General features: G+C 70.9%; 16 protein-coding genes. 8 read left to right on the top strand and 8 right to left on the bottom strand.

The features are described from left to right. Nucleotides 1–279: 279 nt before the first annotated feature. Nucleotides 280–1,080, bottom strand: a complete 801-nt coding sequence (locus tag OG782_RS29015; RefSeq protein WP_406455887.1) for a DeoR/GlpR family DNA-binding transcription regulator — start codon at nt 1,078–1,080, stop codon at nt 280–282. A gap of 185 nt (nt 1,081–1,265) precedes the next feature. Between OG782_RS29015 and OG782_RS29010 the strand changes: the two genes are divergently transcribed. Both OG782_RS29010 and OG782_RS29005 read left to right on the top strand, forming a co-directional pair. Continuing rightward, a complete protein-coding gene (locus tag OG782_RS29010; RefSeq protein ID WP_406455885.1) occupies nt 1,266–2,150 on the top strand; it encodes an SIS domain-containing protein in 885 nt (294 codons plus the stop codon). A 7-nt stretch (nt 2,151–2,157) separates the two neighbouring features. Beyond that, nucleotides 2,158–3,045, top strand: coding sequence for an acyl-CoA thioester hydrolase/BAAT C-terminal domain-containing protein (locus OG782_RS29005; protein WP_406455883.1), 888 nt, complete (start codon nt 2,158–2,160; stop codon nt 3,043–3,045). Between the two features lie 45 nt (nt 3,046–3,090). Here the strand turns inward: OG782_RS29005 and OG782_RS29000 are convergent, their stop codons facing one another. The 4 genes from OG782_RS29000 to OG782_RS28985 all read right to left on the bottom strand — a co-directional run bounded on the left by OG782_RS29000 (nt 3,091) and on the right by OG782_RS28985 (nt 8,005). Continuing rightward, complete coding sequence (locus OG782_RS29000; protein WP_406455881.1) at nt 3,091–3,645, bottom strand: hypothetical protein; 555 nt, start codon at nt 3,643–3,645, stop codon at nt 3,091–3,093. A 138-nt stretch (nt 3,646–3,783) separates the two neighbouring features. Then, nucleotides 3,784–6,516 carry a cellulose binding domain-containing protein gene (locus tag OG782_RS28995; RefSeq protein WP_406455880.1) on the bottom strand — a complete coding sequence of 911 codons (2,733 nt, stop codon included), beginning with the start codon at nt 6,514–6,516 and terminating at the stop codon, nt 3,784–3,786. Between the two features lie 251 nt (nt 6,517–6,767). After that, nucleotides 6,768–7,169 (bottom strand): Zn-ribbon domain-containing OB-fold protein, encoded by a 402-nt coding sequence (locus OG782_RS28990; protein ID WP_406455878.1) that lies wholly within the window; start codon nt 7,167–7,169, stop codon nt 6,768–6,770. A gap of 128 nt (nt 7,170–7,297) precedes the next feature. After that, nucleotides 7,298–8,005, bottom strand: a complete 708-nt coding sequence (locus OG782_RS28985; RefSeq protein WP_406455876.1) for a TetR family transcriptional regulator — start codon at nt 8,003–8,005, stop codon at nt 7,298–7,300. Between the two features lie 110 nt (nt 8,006–8,115). On the opposite strand from OG782_RS28985, the gene OG782_RS28980 reads away from it, so the two are divergent. Both OG782_RS28980 and OG782_RS28975 read left to right on the top strand, forming a co-directional pair. Next, a complete protein-coding gene (locus OG782_RS28980) occupies nt 8,116–8,901 on the top strand; it encodes an electron transfer flavoprotein subunit beta/FixA family protein (RefSeq protein WP_406455874.1) in 786 nt (261 codons plus the stop codon). A gap of 50 nt (nt 8,902–8,951) precedes the next feature. Next, nucleotides 8,952–9,914, top strand: coding sequence for an electron transfer flavoprotein subunit alpha/FixB family protein (locus tag OG782_RS28975; protein ID WP_406455872.1), 963 nt, complete (start codon nt 8,952–8,954; stop codon nt 9,912–9,914). Nucleotides 9,915–10,009: 95 nt separating this feature from the next. Here the strand turns inward: OG782_RS28975 and OG782_RS28970 are convergent, their stop codons facing one another. Both OG782_RS28970 and OG782_RS28965 read right to left on the bottom strand, forming a co-directional pair. Further along, nucleotides 10,010–11,185, bottom strand: a complete 1,176-nt coding sequence (locus tag OG782_RS28970) for a macrolide family glycosyltransferase (RefSeq protein ID WP_406455870.1) — start codon at nt 11,183–11,185, stop codon at nt 10,010–10,012. Nucleotides 11,186–11,460: 275 nt separating this feature from the next. Further along, on the bottom strand, nt 11,461–12,102 hold the full coding sequence (locus OG782_RS28965; RefSeq protein WP_406455868.1) for a CatB-related O-acetyltransferase: 642 nt from the start codon (nt 12,100–12,102) through the stop codon (nt 11,461–11,463). A gap of 247 nt (nt 12,103–12,349) precedes the next feature. Between OG782_RS28965 and OG782_RS28960 the strand changes: the two genes are divergently transcribed. Both OG782_RS28960 and OG782_RS28955 read left to right on the top strand, forming a co-directional pair. Then, a complete protein-coding gene (locus OG782_RS28960) occupies nt 12,350–12,796 on the top strand; it encodes an SRPBCC domain-containing protein (RefSeq protein WP_406455867.1) in 447 nt (148 codons plus the stop codon). Further along, nucleotides 12,793–13,146: an ArsR/SmtB family transcription factor gene (locus tag OG782_RS28955; protein ID WP_406455865.1), complete on the top strand. Its 354-nt coding sequence runs from the start codon at nt 12,793–12,795 to the stop codon at nt 13,144–13,146. The genes OG782_RS28960 and OG782_RS28955 overlap by 4 nt, the downstream gene beginning before the upstream one ends. 110 nt (nt 13,147–13,256) lie before the next feature. Here OG782_RS28955 and OG782_RS28950 read toward each other — a convergent pair whose 3' ends face one another. Next, complete coding sequence (locus tag OG782_RS28950; protein WP_406455863.1) at nt 13,257–14,663, bottom strand: lipase family protein; 1,407 nt, start codon at nt 14,661–14,663, stop codon at nt 13,257–13,259. Nucleotides 14,664–14,957: 294 nt separating this feature from the next. Here OG782_RS28950 and OG782_RS28945 point away from each other — a divergent pair, with 294 nt between their 5' ends. Both OG782_RS28945 and OG782_RS28940 read left to right on the top strand, forming a co-directional pair. Further along, nucleotides 14,958–15,773, top strand: coding sequence for an SAM-dependent methyltransferase (locus OG782_RS28945; protein ID WP_406455861.1), 816 nt, complete (start codon nt 14,958–14,960; stop codon nt 15,771–15,773). Between the two features lie 166 nt (nt 15,774–15,939). Further along, a complete protein-coding gene (locus OG782_RS28940; protein WP_406455859.1) occupies nt 15,940–16,383 on the top strand; it encodes a helix-turn-helix transcriptional regulator in 444 nt (147 codons plus the stop codon). Nucleotides 16,384–16,640: the final 257 nt, after the last annotated feature.

Below are 16,640 nucleotides of genomic sequence, written 5' to 3'. Positions count from 1 at the left end.
GTCACACAGCGTGCACATAGTTCGCCGACCGCCTGCCGGAATCGATCACATGACGCTCCGTCATGCTCGATCCTGCATGCTCCGTTGCATGATCCATCACATCGGAGCATGGGCGGGCGGACGCACAACGGCGGGTCGCCGCACACAGGATGTGCGGCGACCCGCCGTCGGGTGGAGCGCTCGAACGGGAGGGACGGACAGGACAGTTCAGGTGGTTCGGACGGACCGGACAGTTCAGGTTGTTCAGACAGACCGGACGGTTCAGGCGGTTCAGGCGGTTCAGACGGCGATGACCGTGACGCCGGCCTCCGTGAAGCGCGCCGACGCCTCTGCCGAGATCCCCTTGTCGGTGACCAGGACGTCGACCAGCGCCAGGTCGCAGACCCGCGCGAAGGCCCGCTTGCCGATCTTCGACGAGTCCGCCGCCACCACGACGCGCTGGGCCTGCTGCGCGAGCAGCCGGTTGATGCTGGCCTCGCCCTCGTGATGGACGTACGCGCCGCGTTCGGTGTCGATCGCGTTGACGCCCAGCACGGCGACGTCCAGCGTTATCTCGCCCAGCACACCACTGGCCAGCGGGCCCGTCAGCTCGTACGACTGGGGCCTGGCCACACCGCCGGTCACCACGATCTTGATCTGCGGCCGGATCACCAGCTCGTTGGCGATGTTGAGGGCGTTGGTCACCACCGTCAGCGTCGGCTGGCCGGCCACCCCGGCCGCGCCTTCACCCACGAGGTCGGAGCGCACGGCGAGCGAACGGGCCACCTCCGTGATCGTGGTCCCGCCGGTCAGCCCCACCACCTCGCCCACCGCGACCAGTTCGGCGACCGCGCGGCCGATGGTCTGCTTCTCCGGAGCGTTGCGTCCGGTCTTGTAGCGCAGGGCCAGTTCGTAACTGACCCCGTGCGCGACCGCGCCGCCCCGGGTACGGGTGAGCAGTTGCTGCTCGGCAAGCTGGTCCAGGTCACGGCGGATGGTCGCGGCCGAGACATCCAGCGCCCTGGCGGCGTCCTCGACGTCCACCCGGCCGTTCTTACCGACGAGTTCCAGCAGTGCGTTCCACCGGGCATCCCTGGACAAGAGAACTCTCCTTACAGGTCCGGGCTCTGAGCACCCATCCCCTTGGGTACGGTCACCGGACACGCGCAAGCGTCGCACAAGGCTCCGCCGAGTCAAGTCTTCTGCAAGAAGAATGCTTGATAATGCTCGCACCTCCCGTATAACGTGCGTAAACGAGCATCCCATCACCAGTACGGAGTGCAAAAGTGTCATTTGTCGAGATCGAGACCGCCAGTCAGCCGGACTGCTGGCGCCGCGCCGCAGACCTGGCACCGAGCCACGCGGCCGCACTGCCCGCTCCCGGCGAGCGCATCGCCGTGGTCGGCTGCGGCACCTCGTTCTACATGGCTCAGGCATACGCCTCCCTCCGCGAGGAGTCCGGGCAGGGCGAGTCCGACGCGTTCGCCGCCTCGGAGTTCCCGTTCGGCCGGCGCTACGACCGGGTCGTCGCCCTCACCCGCTCCGGCACCACGACCGAGGTGCTCGAACTCCTCGACCGGCTGCGCGGGACCACGCCGACCGTGGCCATCACGGCCGACCCGGACACCCCGGTGATGACGTCCGCCGACGCGGTCGTGGTCCTGGACTTCGCGGACGAGCAGTCCGTCGTGCAGACCCGCTTCGCCACCACCCTGCTGACGCTGCTGCGCGCCCACCTCGGCCTGCACACCGACGCCGTGGTGCGCGACGCGGAGACCGCGCTGGCCGAGCCGCTGCCCGAAGGCCTGCTGGAGTGCACCCAGTTCACCTTCCTCGGCCAGGGCTGGGCGGTCGGTCTCGCCAATGAGGCCGCGCTGAAGATGAAGGAGGCCTCGCTGTCCTGGACGGAGGCGTACGCCGCGATGGAGTACCGCCACGGCCCCATCAGCATCGCCACCACCGGCACCGCGACCTGGATGTTCGGCACCGCGCCCGAGGGCCTGCGCGAGCAGGTCCTGGAGACCGGCGCCCGCTGGGTGGAGAGCGGACTGGACCCGCTGGCCGAACTGGTCCGTGTCCAGCGCCTGGCCATCGCCCGCGCCGCCGCCCGCGGCCTGGACCCGGACAGCCCCCGCCACCTGACCCGCTCGGTGGTGCTGGCGGACGCCTGAGTCCGCCATGGACATCGTCGAGCGCACGGTGCGGGCCGGGCCGGGCGACGGTGCGGACGCCTGGACGGGCTTCCTCGCCGCGCCCGTGCACGGCAGCGGCGTCGGCGTGCTCGTCCTCGCCGGGTCCAGCGGACGGGTCGAGGACGAGCGCTGCCGGCTGCTGGCACGGGAGGGCATGACCGCCCTGTCCATCCAGTGGTTCGGCGGGCCGGGACAGCCGCCCGGCATCTGCGAAGTCCCGCTGGAGACGTTCGTGTCCGCGATCGAACGGCTCCGCGCGCAAGGCGCCCGGCGCATCGGTGTCCTGGGGGTCTCCAAAGGCGCCGAGGCGGCCCTGCACCTGTCCGTCCTGCAGCCCGGGATCGACGCCGTGGTGGCGTTCTCTCCCACTTCGCTGACCTGGGCGAACGTGGGCCCCGGCCGGGACGGTCTGACGCGGCCTCACCGGTCCTCGTGGACCTGGCGGGGAACGCCGCTGCCGTTCGTCCCCTACGACGACGCCTGGATACCGTCCGAGCCGGAGGGCGCCCCGGTCTCGGTCCTCGGCTGGTACGACCAGAGCCTGCGGACGTACACCGGCCGCGTCCCGGCCGCGGCCATCCCGGTGGAGCGGTCCCCCGCCGCACTCGTGCTGGTCGCGGGCGGGGACGACCTGATGTGGCCCTCGCTGCGGTACGCCGGTGAGCTGGCCGCCCGGCGCCGGGCGGCCGGCCTCCCCGTCCGGCTGGTCACCCGCGCCGACGCGGGACACCGCCCGCGTCTGCCCGGCGAGACCCCCGCCACCGCGTCCGGCCTCTTCCGGCACGGAGGTTCTCCCGGGGCCGACGCGGCGCTCGGAGCGGCCGCGTGGCCCCACGTCCTCGACGCACTGCTCGGCACGGGTACGCAGGCGTGACAGCCGGTCAGGGCGCCACGTGGCGCCCCAGGACCTGCGGCGGTGTCAGGACTCCTCGAAGTAGGCGTCCAGGACCGCGTCGAAGCCTTCCGTCCACTCCTTGAGGCTGCTCCTGGCGGCCGCCTCCACCTCGGCGTTGAACCACCGCCTGGTCGACATGTGGACGGTGATCGTGAACCGGCGGCCGAACCGGGCCGGCTTCAGTTCGACCGCGCCGATCTCGTCCCAGCGGAAGTCGGCCGCCTGGTCGTCCAGCGTGAACCGGATCCCCTCACGGTCCGCGGCGATCGAGCCCCGGCGGTCGCTCACCTCGAACGAGGGCCCGTCGTCGGCCCCTTCCCCGGGTGCGTCCTCGTGTCCGTCCTCCTCGTCGTCCGCCGCCTGCTCGGCGACGGGCTCACCGTCGGAGGCCGCATCCTCGGATACGGCCTCCTCGACGGCATCGTCGGGCGCGGCATCCTCGGGTGCCGGCGTCTCGGTCTCCTCCTGGTCCTCGTCCGCCTTCGCGGCGGTTCGGGGGGCCGTGAGACCAGGGATGTACGCCGGGTCTGTCCCTGCGGCGTACGCGGGCTGAGTGTTCGGATCTATGCGCTGCTCCACGGCGGGCAGTATGGCCGACGAACCTGTACGGGGCCAGTGAGCCCGTGTTCACCGCCCCCGTCCGGGTCGCCGGGACCGGGGGCGGAACGGCACGGGCGGGCCGCAACGGCCGGCCCGCCCCGCCTTGTCGACCGCCGGTCAGCCGACGGTGCAGACCTCGTCGTCCATGGTGAACGCGGCCGGTCTGCCGTTGCCGCCCGACAGGGTGCCGGTGAGGCCGAAGCCCGCCGAGGCCCCCGCCGCCACCTTGCCGTTCCAGGAGACGTTGGCCGCCGTCACCTTCGCCCCGTCCTGGGTGGAGGTCGCGTTCCACATCTGGGTGACCTTCTGGCCGTCCGGGAAGGTCCAGCCGAGCCGCCAGCCGTCCAGGGCCGTGTCCCCGGTGTTGGTGAACGTCACATCGGCCTGGAAGCCGCCGGACCACTGGTTGGTCACGTCGTACGTCACCGAACAGGCCGCGTCCCCGGGCGGGTTACCGGGATCGGTGCCGGGGTCCGTACCCGGGTCGGTGCCGCCGCCGTCGCTGTCGGAGGAGTCGCCGTACATGATGCCGCGCCCGTTGGTCGACACGTACACCCGGCCGTAGACGCGCGGGTCACCGGTGATCGAGGCGCCGATCCAGCCCCACTGGTGTGCGTCGTCGTTGATCCGCGTCCAGCCGGTGCCCGCGTCCGTGGACCGGAAGACACCGCGCACCCCGCCGATCTTCGCGGTGACGAAGAGCGTCTGGTACGAGGCTCCCGCGGCCGCCTTCCCGAAGCCGACCGAGTCCGCCTGCTCCACCCCGGACAGCTTGGTGAACGTCGCGCCCGAGTCGGTGGAGTGCCACAGGCCGTACGCCCCGGTCGTGCTGCCGCCGGCGAGCCATACGTCGCCCTCGATGCCCGGTACCGCCTTGAAACGGACGTTGCCCTCGGTGGGCAGGCCGCTCGATGCCTTCGCGGTGAAGGTGGCGCCGCCGTCCGTCGAGAGGTAGAGGGTGCCGGATTTGTACCCGTAGAACTTCTTCGGGTTCTTCCGGTCGGACTCGACCGTCGCCCCGGCCGGGATCCCGGTGGACGCCGACCACGAACTCCCGTAGCCGGTGGTGTGCTGCACGCCCACGCCCTCCGGGCTCCATACGAAGCCGCTGCCGTCGGCCGCCGCCGCGACGGTGCCGCCGCCCGTCACTCCGGAGGGTTCGGAACCCTGGAACCAGTTGGCGCCGTTGTCCGTGGAGAAGCCGATGTGCGGGGCGGCGTCGGCGCTGCCGACCCGGACCACCGTGCCCGGACTGCTCTCCGCGAAGTCGAGGCTGGTGGTCGAGGTGAGGTTGGGCGAGGTGAACATCATGGACGGCACGGCGTCGAGACCGGTGTGCCGGAAGCCCCCGATGTCGCCGAGCGCGCTGAGCAGCGGGGCTCCGGACGGCGGGCTCGCCAGGTCGTTGACGGCCGTCTCCTCCAGGCCCTTGACCATCGGGGTGATCCTGAACTGACTGCCCGCGTCCCAGTTCTTCAGGTTCTCGGTGCCGTAGACCGTCGCGCCGGTGCCGTACATCATCCGGTTCGAGTCGAACGGGTCGATCTCCAGCGCCTCGGTCATCCAGCCCAGCTTGGGCGTGGTCTCGGGCGGCGCCGGGTTGGCGCCCCAGGTCAGCCACGGCACGGAGGAGACGTCCTGGGTGTAACGGTTGGTGCGGTTCGGGTAGCCGCTGTAGTCCCAGGCCTGCGTCCAGGTCGCCCCGCTGTCCGTGGAGCGGAAGATCTGGGTGTCCGGCCACCAGGAGCTGTACGCGGTGGCCATCAGGGTGCCGGGCTGCTGCCGGTCCACGGACAGTCCGCTGAAGCCGTAGTAGGTGTCGGCCTCGGCTACCGGGCTGACGTCCTTCCACTCACCGGTGGCGGTGGTGTACCGCCAGATCCGTCCCTTGCCGCCGTCGTACGGGCCTCCGGTGTCGCTCAGCGTCAGATACAGATATCCGTTGTCCGAGTCGAGCACCCCCTTGTGGGCCAGGTATCCGGTCGGCTGTCCGGCGATCCGCGACCAGGTGGCTCCGCCGTCCGTGGAGCGGTAGACGGTGTTCTCCTTGTCGGCGACCCCGACGTAGATGTCCTGGGTCGCGCTGCCCGCACCGCCGGTGCGCTCGTCGAAGGTGACCCAGACGATGCCCTGGTTGTCGTTGCCGTACCCGCTGGTGTCGGTGGGGTCCTGGGCGTAGTTGCCAGGGTTGGGGAAGGCCGTCACCTGGGACCAGGTCACGCCCGAGTCGGTGGACCGCCACAGCCCCTTGCCACTGGGCGCGCCCAGGTACAGCACGGTGTTCTTGTTCGGGTCGACCGCCAGGCGCTCGCCCATTCCGCGCCCCGGCATGTTGCCGCCGAGCTTGAACGGGAGCGTGCTCGCCTTCCAGGTGGCACCCCGGTCCGACGAGCGCAGGACCGCACCGTTGGCCGGGTCCCAGCTGTTCGTGTACGTGCCCACGGCGGCGTACACCTTGTCCGGATCGGCCGAGTCGGAGGCCAGGCTCACCACTCCCGACCAGCCCCAGTGGTCCCAGTCCACCCAGTCGAGCAGCGGTGTCCACTGCTTGCCGGTCTGGTCCCAGCGATAGGCGCCGCCGATGTCGGTGCGCGCGTAGGCGAGGTTCTTCTCCGACCGGTTGAAGACAATGCCGGGGACGAACCCGCCGCCGTCGATCCGTACGTTCTTCCAGTCGTAGGTGTCCGCGGCGATGGACACATCGGATGCCTCGGCCATGGGCGCGGCCTCGCCGGTTCTCGCCGAGGCCGGGGCGCCGGCGGCGAACAGCCCGGCGGTGAGAGTGAGTGCTGCCACCAGGGCAGCAAGGGGTCGGGCGCTTGAGCGCACGGAAACGTCCTCTCCGAGCATGACCGCCGACAGGGGCGGTACGGGGCGGGTACGGATGTGGGAGCGCTCCCATTCGCGTCCCGATGGTAGCGGCGCGAACCCGCCGGGAGAAGAGTTGGTACACGGGGTTCATCGGATGACTTGGCCGCGTGCGGGAGTGAACAGCGCGGCAGCGTCAGGCAATTCACCCGTCACACCGCCGGCGGTGCCGTGCTCCGCCGTGCCGCCCGAAGGTGTGACGGCGCCCGGCACCGGGGCCGGGCGTCGGGTCGTCAGTACCAGTCGCCCCGAAGGGGCGGGTCGCACAGTTCGAGCACCACCTCGCCCGCCTCGGAGGTTCTGCCGCCTACGGGCCTGACCCGGTCTCCGACGCATACGAGGTGCGGCGCGGCGCCCACGATCCGGCACCGGTACACAAAGCCTTCGGGGAACCGGACCAGGGATTCGTTGCGCATCACCCGCGAGTAACGGTTGACGACATGGGACCGCACGACGACGCCGTGTCCGTCGCTGTGCTCCGACTCGAGGTCGCTCGACGCGCAGACGGGGCACAGGAGTTTACGGAAGGACGTGGTGCCGCACCACCGGCACACCTGGTAGACCAGGCCTTCCGTGCTCTGCGGATCCGCGCTGCCGCGAGCTGTCCGCCCCACGTCGATTCCGGTACTGAACACGTCTCGGCCTCCCGCGCTCGACTCGGCGCGCCGCATCTCCGGCGGCACACCGGCACCGTATGGCACTAAGTTCCGCGAAGTAAAGGTACTGAGTGCCCAAGGTGAGTGAATCACCTCTCAAACAAGGCTCATTGCCCGCCGAGAGCCGCTTCGATGCGCTGCACGACGCGCCACATCGGGGCGCCCTTCGACGCGACCATCACGATCACGTCCTCCTCCTCGGCCGCGGGCGCGGCCGGCCGCTCGGCCGCCGGGCCCCAGACGGTACGGACGAGTTCGAGCGCCCGGTCCACCTCGGCGCCGGCATCACCCCGGCCGCCCGAACGCAGCCAGGACCGCAGTCCGTTGTTGTGCGCCGCGACCACCGAGGCGGCGATCACCTCGGCACGCAGGGCCGCGTCCGGGGTGTCGGCGCACCGCCGCTCCAGATACCCGGCGAGGGTCCGCTCGTAGCGGCGCACGACCGAGAGTTCATAGGTGCGCAGTCCGGGCACCTCCCGGGTGAGCCCGTACCGCTGCACGGAGAACTCCGGGTTCTCGGCGTACATCCGCAGCACCAGCCGGGCCGCGTCGCACACCGTACCCACCGGATCGTCCCCATCGGCGGACTCCAGGAACGCCTTCATGTCCGCGAGACACCGCTCGTGGTCGGGGAAGACCGCGTCCTCCTTCGAGGGGAAGTAGCGGAAGAACGAGCGCCTTCCCACCCCCGCCCTGGCGACGATGTCGTCCACCGTGGTCCGCTCGTACCCGTGCTCCATGAAGAGCGCGAAGGCAGCCTCGGCGAGCACATCACGCATGGGCGGCTTCTTGGCCGGTCCGCGGTCCTCAGTCATGCCGGGACCGTAGCACCAGGAGCGCTCTACCGGCACTGGGTACCTTTACGTAGGGTACTGAGTGCCATAGGATCGCCGCAGAGACACCACGATGTACAGGGAGAGCCGGCGTGAGCTTGAGGATCGTTGTCTGTGTGAAGTACGTGCCCGACGCGACCGGTGACCGGCATTTCGCCGATGACCTGACGTTGGATCGTGAGGATGTCGACGGTCTGCTGTCGGAGCTGGATGAGTACGCGGTCGAGCAGGCGTTGCAGATCGCGGACGGGGCGGACGATGCGGAGGTCACCGTGTTGACGGTGGGTCCGGAGGATGCCAAGGACGCGCTGCGCAAGGCGTTGTCGATGGGTGCGGACAAGGCTGTTCACGTCGAGGACGACGATCTGCACGGTACGGACGCGATCGGTACGTCGTTGGTGCTGGCGAAGGCCATCGAGAAGACGGGTTACGACCTGGTGATCTCGGGGATGGCGTCGACGGACGGCACGATGGGTGTGGTTCCGGCGCTGCTGGCCGAGCGGCTGGGTGTGCCGCAGGTGACGCTGCTGTCCGAGGTTTCGGTCGAGGGTGGTGTCGTGCGGGGCCGCCGGGACGGTGACACGGCGTCGGAGCGGCTGGAGGCGTCGTTGCCTGCGGTGGTGTCGGTGACCGACCAGTCGGGCGAGGCCCGTTACCCGTCGTTCAAGGGGATCATGGCGGCGAAGAAGAAGCCGGTCGAGTCGCTGGATCTGGATGATCTGGGGATCGACGCGGACGAGGTGGGTCTGGCGGGTGCGTGGTCGGTGGTGGATGCGGCGGCGCAGCGTCCGGCGCGTACGGCGGGCACGATCGTGAAGGACGAGGGCGAGGGCGGCAAGGCGCTGGCCGGGTTCCTGGCCGGCCAGAAGTTCATCTGATCCGCTCGTTTCCCGTTGTTCCGTCTCGATCTGCAGGAGTTGGAAGTTCCATGGCTGAAGTTCTCGTCTTTGTCGACCACGTGGACGGTGCGGTCCGCAAGCCCACGCTGGAGCTGTTGACGCTGGCGCGTCGGATCGGTGAGCCGGTCGCGGTGGCGTTGGGTGCGGGTGCCGCTGCGACGGCGGGTGTGCTGGCCGAGCACGGTGCGGTGAAGGTGTTGGTGTCCGAGGCGTCGGAGTATGCCGACTTCCTGGTGGTGCCGAAGGTGGATGCGCTGCAGGCGGCGTACAGCGCGGTGTCGCCGGTGGCGGTGCTGGTTCCGTCGTCGGCGGAGGGCAAGGAGATCGCGGCGCGGCTCGCGGCGCGGATCGGGTCGGGGATCATTACCGACGCGGTGGATCTGGAGGCCGGTGAGGCGGGTCCGGTCGCGACGCAGTCGGCGTTCGCGGCGTCGTTCACGACGAAGTCCCGGGTCTCGCGCGGCACGCCGGTGATCACGGTCAAGCCGAACTCGGCCCCGGTGGAGCCGGTTGCGGCCGCGGGTGCGGTCGAGGAGCTGGCGGTCTCCTTCTCGAAGCTGGCCACCGGCACCAAGGTCGTCTCCCGTACCCCGCGCGAGTCGACGGGCCGTCCGGAGCTGACGGAGGCCGCGATCGTGGTCTCGGGCGGCCGCGGGGTCAACGGTGCGGAGAACTTCCACATCATCGAGGCGCTCGCGGACTCGCTGGGTGCGGCGGTCGGTGCCTCGCGCGCCGCGGTCGACGCGGGCTGGTACCCGCACACCAACCAGGTCGGCCAGACGGGCAAGTCCGTCTCGCCGCAGCTGTACATCGCCTCGGGCATCTCCGGCGCGATCCAGCACCGGGCCGGCATGCAGACCTCCAAGACGATCGTCGCGATCAACAAGGACGCCGAGGCCCCGATCTTCGACCTCGTCGACTACGGCGTCGTCGGCGACCTCTTCAACGTCGTCCCGCAGCTCACCGACGAGATCACCGCCCGCAAGGGCTGACCCCGCCGGCACGGCTGCACCACACGCACGATTCAACGGCCCGGGGCCGCGCGGTGAACCCACCGCGCGGCCCCGCACCGTTGTGCGCGGGGATCTCAGCCCAGCAGCTCCTCGATGAGGCCGGCGGCCCGCGGGGTGCCGCCCTCGGCCCGCACCTCGGCGCGCAGCTGCGCCGAACGGCGGGCGACGTCCGGGTCGGCGACGAGTCCGGCCAGGGCGCCCCGCAGCGCCTCGGCTGTGGCGTCCGCGGTGTCGATGCGGCGGGCCACGCCCAGTTCCACGAGCCGGTCCGCGTTCATGAACTGGTCGGCGCCCTGCGGGACGGCGATCATCGGCACTCCGGTGTACAGCCCTTCGGCACTGCCGCCCATCCCGGCATGGGTGACGAAGGCGTCAGCCTGCTCCAGGATCGCGAACTGCGGTACCCAGGAGTGCACTTCGACGTTGCCCGGGATCGTCCCGAGCTCCGCCCGGTCGGTGTGCCGGCCGATCTGGAGCACGACGTGCCAGCCGGGCAGGTCTCCGTACGCGGCCAGGCACTGGCGGTAGAACTCGGGCCGGTTGGTGTACGCCGAGCCCAGCGAGACCAGCAGCACGCGCTCCGCGTCCGCGGGGCGGGTCCAGCTCTGCTCGGCGCCGCGCCCGCCGAAACAGGGGCCGACGAACGTCACGGTGTCCGTGTCGACGTCCTCGCCGTGCGGCTGCATCGCCCGGGGGATGAGGGCGAGGGTGTGCTCGGGACGCCCGGCAAAGGCGTCCATGTCGGTGGTGGACGCGCCGCAGTCGGCGAGCCACCCGGTGAACTTCGCCCGGTACGCGTCGGCTCCGGGCAGCGCCCACAGGTGGGCCGCCACGTCCTGCTCGTACCCCTCCCAGGCGACCATGGCCGGGGAGAGCTGCATGAGCGGGCGCTTCTGCGCCTCGGCCAGCGCACGCGCCGCGTACGCCCCGATGTCATACAGGTACAGGTCGGCGGGGTCGTCGTCGTAGAAGGCCCTCAGTTGCGGGAGCGCCTGGACTGCGTCGTCGAGGAAGAGGCCCATGGCGCCGATGGCGTCGTCGGGCCAGTTGTTGTCGGCGACCGGCAGGGAGGAGCCGTACGGGACGAACTCGGCACCGGTGGCCTCGATCCGGTCGGCCACGGCCGGGTCGTTGGCGTACGTCACCCGGTGGCCGCGGGCCACCAGTTCGCGGATGACTTCGAGGCTCGGCAGGACATGACTGACGGCGGGGATGCCGACCATGGCGATGTGCGCACGGCGACGTGACATGGAAGATCACTCGATTCAGGTCTGCGGCGGAAGGACACGGCAAACCGGCGCGTCGGCCACCCCGGACGGGGCCGGGCCGTGGGCGCGCGCAGGGCATGCCGGACGGGGGCGGGGCTCTGCCCCGTCCCGCGTCAGCCGTAGATCTGAAGGAATTGCATGCCGGAAACCCTAGCCCCGGCCCGCGTTCCCGGCATGTGGTTTTCGACGGGCCCGCGACCGCTGTGTTCCGGCGACCCGCCGGGGTGTCACACGGCCGGATGTCACACGGCCGGGTGTCACACGGCCGGGGCGGCGGCTTCGAGTTCGTCTAGGGTGCCGGACATGATCGTGCGTACGTGTGCGGTGATGTGCTGCGCCGGCCAGTGCCACCAGGCCACGGCGAGCAGCCGGGCGATGTCCCGGTCGTCGTACCGGGTGCGCAGGAGGCGGGCCGGATTGCCGCCGACGATGCCGTAGTCGGGCACGTCCTTGGTGACCACGGATCCGGTGCCGATGATCGCGCCGTTCCCGATCCGTACACCGGGCAGCACCGTCGCACCGTGGCCGAACCAGACGTCGTGACCGACGACGGTGTCGCCCCGGTTCGGCAGACCGGTGAGCAGGTCGAAGTGGTCGGCCCATGAGCCGCCCATGGTGGGGAAGGGGAAGGTCGACGGGCCGTCCATGCGGTGGTTGGCGCCGTTCATGATGAACCGCACCCCCGTGCCCAGCGCGCAGAACCTGCCGATGACCAGCTTCTCCGGCCCGTAGTGGTAGAGCACATTGCGGGTCTCGAACGCGGTGGCGTCGTCCGGGTCGTCGTAGTAGGAGTACTCCCCCACCTCGATCAGCGGGGACTTCACCAGCGGTCTGAGCTGCACCACTCGCGGCTGGCCGGGCATCGGATGGATCACCGTCGGGTCGGCAGGCACTGGCATGGTGCGCAATTCCTTACGGAGTACGGAGACGGGTTACGGGTTACGGGTTACGGGTTACGGGTTACGGGTTACGGGTTACGGGTTACGGGTTACGGGTTACGGGTTACGGCGTACAGGTCCGGTCCCATGATCGTGGAGCGGAGCCCGCCGGGAAACTGATTTCCGGCGCAACCCTGGGGTTGCTCCTGATCTCCTTACGTGCAACCCTGAAGTTGCACGTAAGGAACGGCGACGAAGGAGTCATCCCATGAGCGAGGACCGGATCGAACGCGAGACGCTGATCGAGGCGCCCCTGGAGCGGGTCTGGACCCTGGTGGCCCAGCCCGGCTTCTGGGTGGCGGACCCGGCGAGCCTGCCCGGCACCGTGGCCGTGGAGGGACAGTCGATGGTGGCGAAGAACGCCGAGTACGGCGAGTTCCCGGTACGCGTGGAGAAGGTGGCACCGCCGACGTATCTGGCGTACCGCTGGGCCAGCGCGTTCCCCGGCGAGGAACTGCGTGAGGACAACAGCACGCTCGTGGAGTTCACGCTGGTTCCCGAGGGCCCCAGCACGCGGCTCCGCGTCGTCGAGAGCGGATTCGCGGCACTGGCAGGCTCCGAGGAGCTGCGCGGCAAGGCGCTCGAGGACAACACCGGCGGCTGGCCCCAGGTGCTCGACGCGTTCCGGGCGCGTGTCGAGGAGGCGTCCGTGTGACCGACGAACGGAGCGGCGCAGCCGATGCGGTCGACAGTGTGCTCGCCGCACTCGCCGACCCGACCCGGCGGCAGCTGCTCGATCTGCTCGCCGCCCGGGGCGAGGCCACCGCGACGACGCTCGCCGAGCGGCTTCCGGTGTCGCGGCAGGCGGTGGTGAAGCATCTGGCCGTCCTGGACGCCGCCGGGCTGGTCGCCGGGGGCCGGGTCGGCCGTGAGGTGCGGTACTCGGTGCGGCCCGCGGCGCTCGACGCGACAGCGCGGTGGATGGCCGGGCTCGCCGCCGACTGGGACAGGCGGCTGGCGCGCATCAAGGCCGTCGCGGAGGCGGCGGAACGGGACGCGTCGTAGCACCCACCGGCCGGCAGGGGCGGGGCGCGCGGTACGGCAAGGGCCGTGGCCGCCGCCCACGCCCACCGGTCGGCCGGGTGGGCGCGGACGGTAGGCGCGGGCGGCGGGTGTCAGGGCTGGATCGGCATCGTCCAGCAGTTGGAGGTGGCCGGCCTGCCCGAGAGGCGGTCGGTCATCCAGGAGATCGCATCGCCCTGGTCGGTGATGAGCGGGACCACGTGATTGGTCAGGAGCTTGTCGCCGAGGTTGGGCAGGGCGATGGCGTCGTAGGTGACGCTGCCGCCCTTGCGGCACCAGTCCACGGCCAGTTGGCGCGCCTGGGCGTGGGGCACGATGTCGTCCTGGATGCCGGTCGCCAGCCGCACCGGGCCGGCGGGCTTCAGCGTGCCGATGCGCTGCCGGTCGAGCGCGGCCTGTGCACGGGGCTCGGCGGCGATGACATCACCGAGGGACTTTCCACCGGTGGTCCACTTGGCGCTCCTGGTGAAGCCGTAGCCGAAGATCGCGTCGCCGACGCACATCGTGGAGGCATCCTTCAGCGCGGTCCGGCCGACGGCGTTGATGTTGGCCTCCACGACGTCCCTGACGTCGGGATCGGACTGGGCGAAGCCGTTGACCGACCAGGCCAGGGCGCCGGCCAGAGCGCTGCCGTCGATCCCCTTCATGACGGCGGTCAGATCCGCCGGCGGCGCACCGGCGTACGTACCGGCGAGTTTGACGTCGGGTGCGTAGGACGGCTGAAGTTCGGCGGCGGAGGCGCTGGCCCCGCCGCCCTGGCTGTAGCCGTACAGACCGGTGCGGGAGTCGGGCGTGATGGACGCGCCGGGCAGCTGGTGGGCGGCGCGCGCCGCGTCCAGCAGGGCGTGGCCCTGGTCGAGCCGGTTGACGTAGGTGTGGAGCCGGTCGGTCGTGCCCAGGCCGACGTAGTCGGTGACCACGACGGCGACACCGGCGGAGAGCAGCCGGTACATCGCCAGGATCTCGTACCCGACCGATATGGTCTCGCCGCTCAGGGTCAGCGGGTGCTGGAGGGTCATGGAGGGCGCGCACTGGTCGCCCTGGCCCATGGTGCCCGAGGCCAGTGCCACCAGCGGTCGCGGACCCGATCCCTTCCAGGCGGCCGACGGTTCGATGTAGGCGCCGGTCACCGCGACGGGCTGCCCGCCCGAGTCGGTGGAGCGATACATCAGCCGGGTCGCCGAACCCGGCATCGGACGGCCGTCCAGCCCCGGCAGGCCCAGCCCGAGGGGCAGGGGCTCGTGACGGATCACCGCGCCGTTGGCGGCGGGCAGTTGGGCGGGCGGATTGTAGAAGTCGGGGATGGTCACCCCCCGGGACACCACGGGCTGCGACCCGTCGGTGGCGGACGCGGGTGCGGCGTACGCGGCCACACAGGCCGCAGCGGTCACGGCGACGGCTGCCGCGCGCATGACGCCGGGACGTTGCCGGCGGGCGGGGACGGCCACCGGGGACGTGGCGGGGACGGTGGAAAGCGAACGCGTGCTCTTGCGGCTCACAGCTCACTCCTCGCTCTGCTCCGAATACAGGTGGACGCAAGCTAGCAGCGGCACTTACCGCAAGTAACCCATCAGTAAGTTACGCAACGGTAACTATCGGCGGCGGGGCGGACGTCCGGAGCCGGGCCGGCCGGGGCCGGGCGGACGTCCGGAACCGGGCCGTTCGGGGCCGGGCGCGCGGCCGTCCCCGCCAACCAGGCGGTCCGGCGGACGAATTCGGTATCCGGGGCTGCCGAGTTCCTTATCCTGGGGCCGAGCTGATCATCCGCTGCCTCACGCACCCTGGAGTTCGCCATGTCCCGACCGGAGACCGACCCCACCGCTCTGCGCATCGACACCAGCAAGCCGCATCCCGCGCGGATGTACGACTGGTTCCTCGGCGGCAAGGACAACTACCCGGTGGACGAGGTGATGGGCCGGCAGATGCTCACCGTCGAACCCTCGATCCCGGTGATGGCGAAGGTGAACCGGGCCTTCATGCACCGCGCCACCCAGTGGCTGGCCGGCCAGGGCGTCCACCAGTTCCTCGACATCGGAACGGGGATACCCACCGAGCCCAACCTCCACCAGGTGGCCCAGCAGGCCGTGCCCACGACGCGAGTCGTCTACTGCGACAACGACCCGATCGTGCTGGCCCATGCCGAGGCCCTGCTGAAGGGCACGCCCGAGGGTGCCATCGACTATGTGCAGGCCGACGCGCGGGACGTGGACGCCATCCTCGAACGCGCCGGAAAGACCCTGGACTTCAGCCGGCCCCTCGCGCTCTCGCTGATCTCGCTGCTGCACTTCGTGAGTGACGAGGACGGCGCCTACGAGCTGGTGAGCAGGCTGACCGGGGTACTGGCCCCGGGCAGTCATCTGGTGATCTCGCACCTCACAGCCGACTTCCACCCGGAGGAGGCGCGCAAGGTCGACGAGATGTACAAGGCCAACACCCTCACGCTGGCACCGCGCAACCGCGCGCAGTTCGCCGCGTTCTTCGACGGCCTCGACATCGTCGAGCCCGGCATCGTGGCCGCCGAGGCCTGGCACCCCGAGCTCGGCGAACCGGTCCCCGGCCAGGAGGACATCGTCAGCGCGGGGTACGTGGCCGTGGGGCGCAAGCCGTAGGGTCCGCCCCCGGCCGTCCCCCCGCCGGCGCTCCGCACCGCCGGGGGGAGGGAGCCGGACCGCTCCGGAACCCGCGAACGCGGTCCGCCGCCCGCTCCCCCCTCGCCCCTGCCTCGCGGCGCGGAAGCCGGGGCGGGCGGAAGCCGTGCGACGTACGCTTCCGTATGTGACCAGCAAACCCGACACCTCTCAGCAGTTGCGCGATCTCGCGAGGCTTCGCCGGGTCCGCGACCGGATGGACCGGGAGTACGCGCAGCCGCTGGACGTCGAGGCACTGGCCCGCGGCGCGCACATGTCGGCCGGGCACCTCAGCCGCGAGTTCCGGCGCGCCTACGGCGAGTCGCCGTACGGCTACCTGATGACGCGGCGCATCGAGCGCGCGATGGCGCTGCTGCGGCGTGGCGACCTCAGCGTCACCGAGGTCTGCTTCGAGGTCGGCTGCTCGTCACTGGGCACCTTCAGCACGCGCTTCACCGAGCTCGTAGGTATGCCGCCCAGCGCCTATCGGCAGCAGGCCGCGCTCGCGACGGCGGGGATGCCGTCGTGCGTGGCGAAACAGGTGACCAGGCCGGTCAGGAATCGAGAAGCGCGGTCACCGGGCCGCGGCTAGCCTGGCGGCCATGGACCTCGCGCCGCACCCGGCCCTGCTTCCGCAAGCCGCCCCGGACACCGCCCGGGGCGGCTTGCGCGGTGCCGGCTCCGAGGCCCGCGTCAACGAGATCCGCTGAGCCGCGCGCGGCGACCGCAGCCGCAGCCTGCGCGGAGGGCACCGTGGAGAGCCACAGCCCGTCCGGAGTCCCGCGGGCCGTCGGGGCGGGCCGCCCGAGCCGGCCGGACCGGGACAGGTGACACCGACGGAGACCGCGG

Source organism: Streptomyces sp. NBC_00876 (assembly GCF_045207435.1).
Classification (GTDB): Bacteria; Actinomycetota; Actinomycetes; order Streptomycetales; family Streptomycetaceae; genus Streptomyces.
The sequence above is the reverse complement of the archived record's forward strand: the minus strand, read 5'-3'. Positions and strand labels throughout refer to the sequence as shown.

What these genes read in the sequence shown, in the direction of transcription:
- OG782_RS29005 (WP_406455883.1), top strand. Translation starts at nt 2,158, where the DNA reads ATGGACATCGTCGAGCGCACGGTGCGGGCCGGGCCGGGCGACGGTGCG.
- OG782_RS28995 (WP_406455880.1), bottom strand. Translation starts at nt 6,516, where the DNA reads ATGCTCGGAGAGGACGTTTCCGTGCGCTCAAGCGCCCGACCCCTTGCT.
- OG782_RS28985 (WP_406455876.1), bottom strand. Translation starts at nt 8,005, where the DNA reads ATGACTGAGGACCGCGGACCGGCCAAGAAGCCGCCCATGCGTGATGTG.
- OG782_RS28975 (WP_406455872.1), top strand. Translation starts at nt 8,952, where the DNA reads ATGGCTGAAGTTCTCGTCTTTGTCGACCACGTGGACGGTGCGGTCCGC.
- OG782_RS28970 (WP_406455870.1), bottom strand. Translation starts at nt 11,185, where the DNA reads ATGTCACGTCGCCGTGCGCACATCGCCATGGTCGGCATCCCCGCCGTC.
- OG782_RS28965 (WP_406455868.1), bottom strand. Translation starts at nt 12,102, where the DNA reads ATGCCAGTGCCTGCCGACCCGACGGTGATCCATCCGATGCCCGGCCAG.
- OG782_RS28960 (WP_406455867.1), top strand. Translation starts at nt 12,350, where the DNA reads ATGAGCGAGGACCGGATCGAACGCGAGACGCTGATCGAGGCGCCCCTG.
- OG782_RS28945 (WP_406455861.1), top strand. Translation starts at nt 14,958, where the DNA reads ATGTCCCGACCGGAGACCGACCCCACCGCTCTGCGCATCGACACCAGC.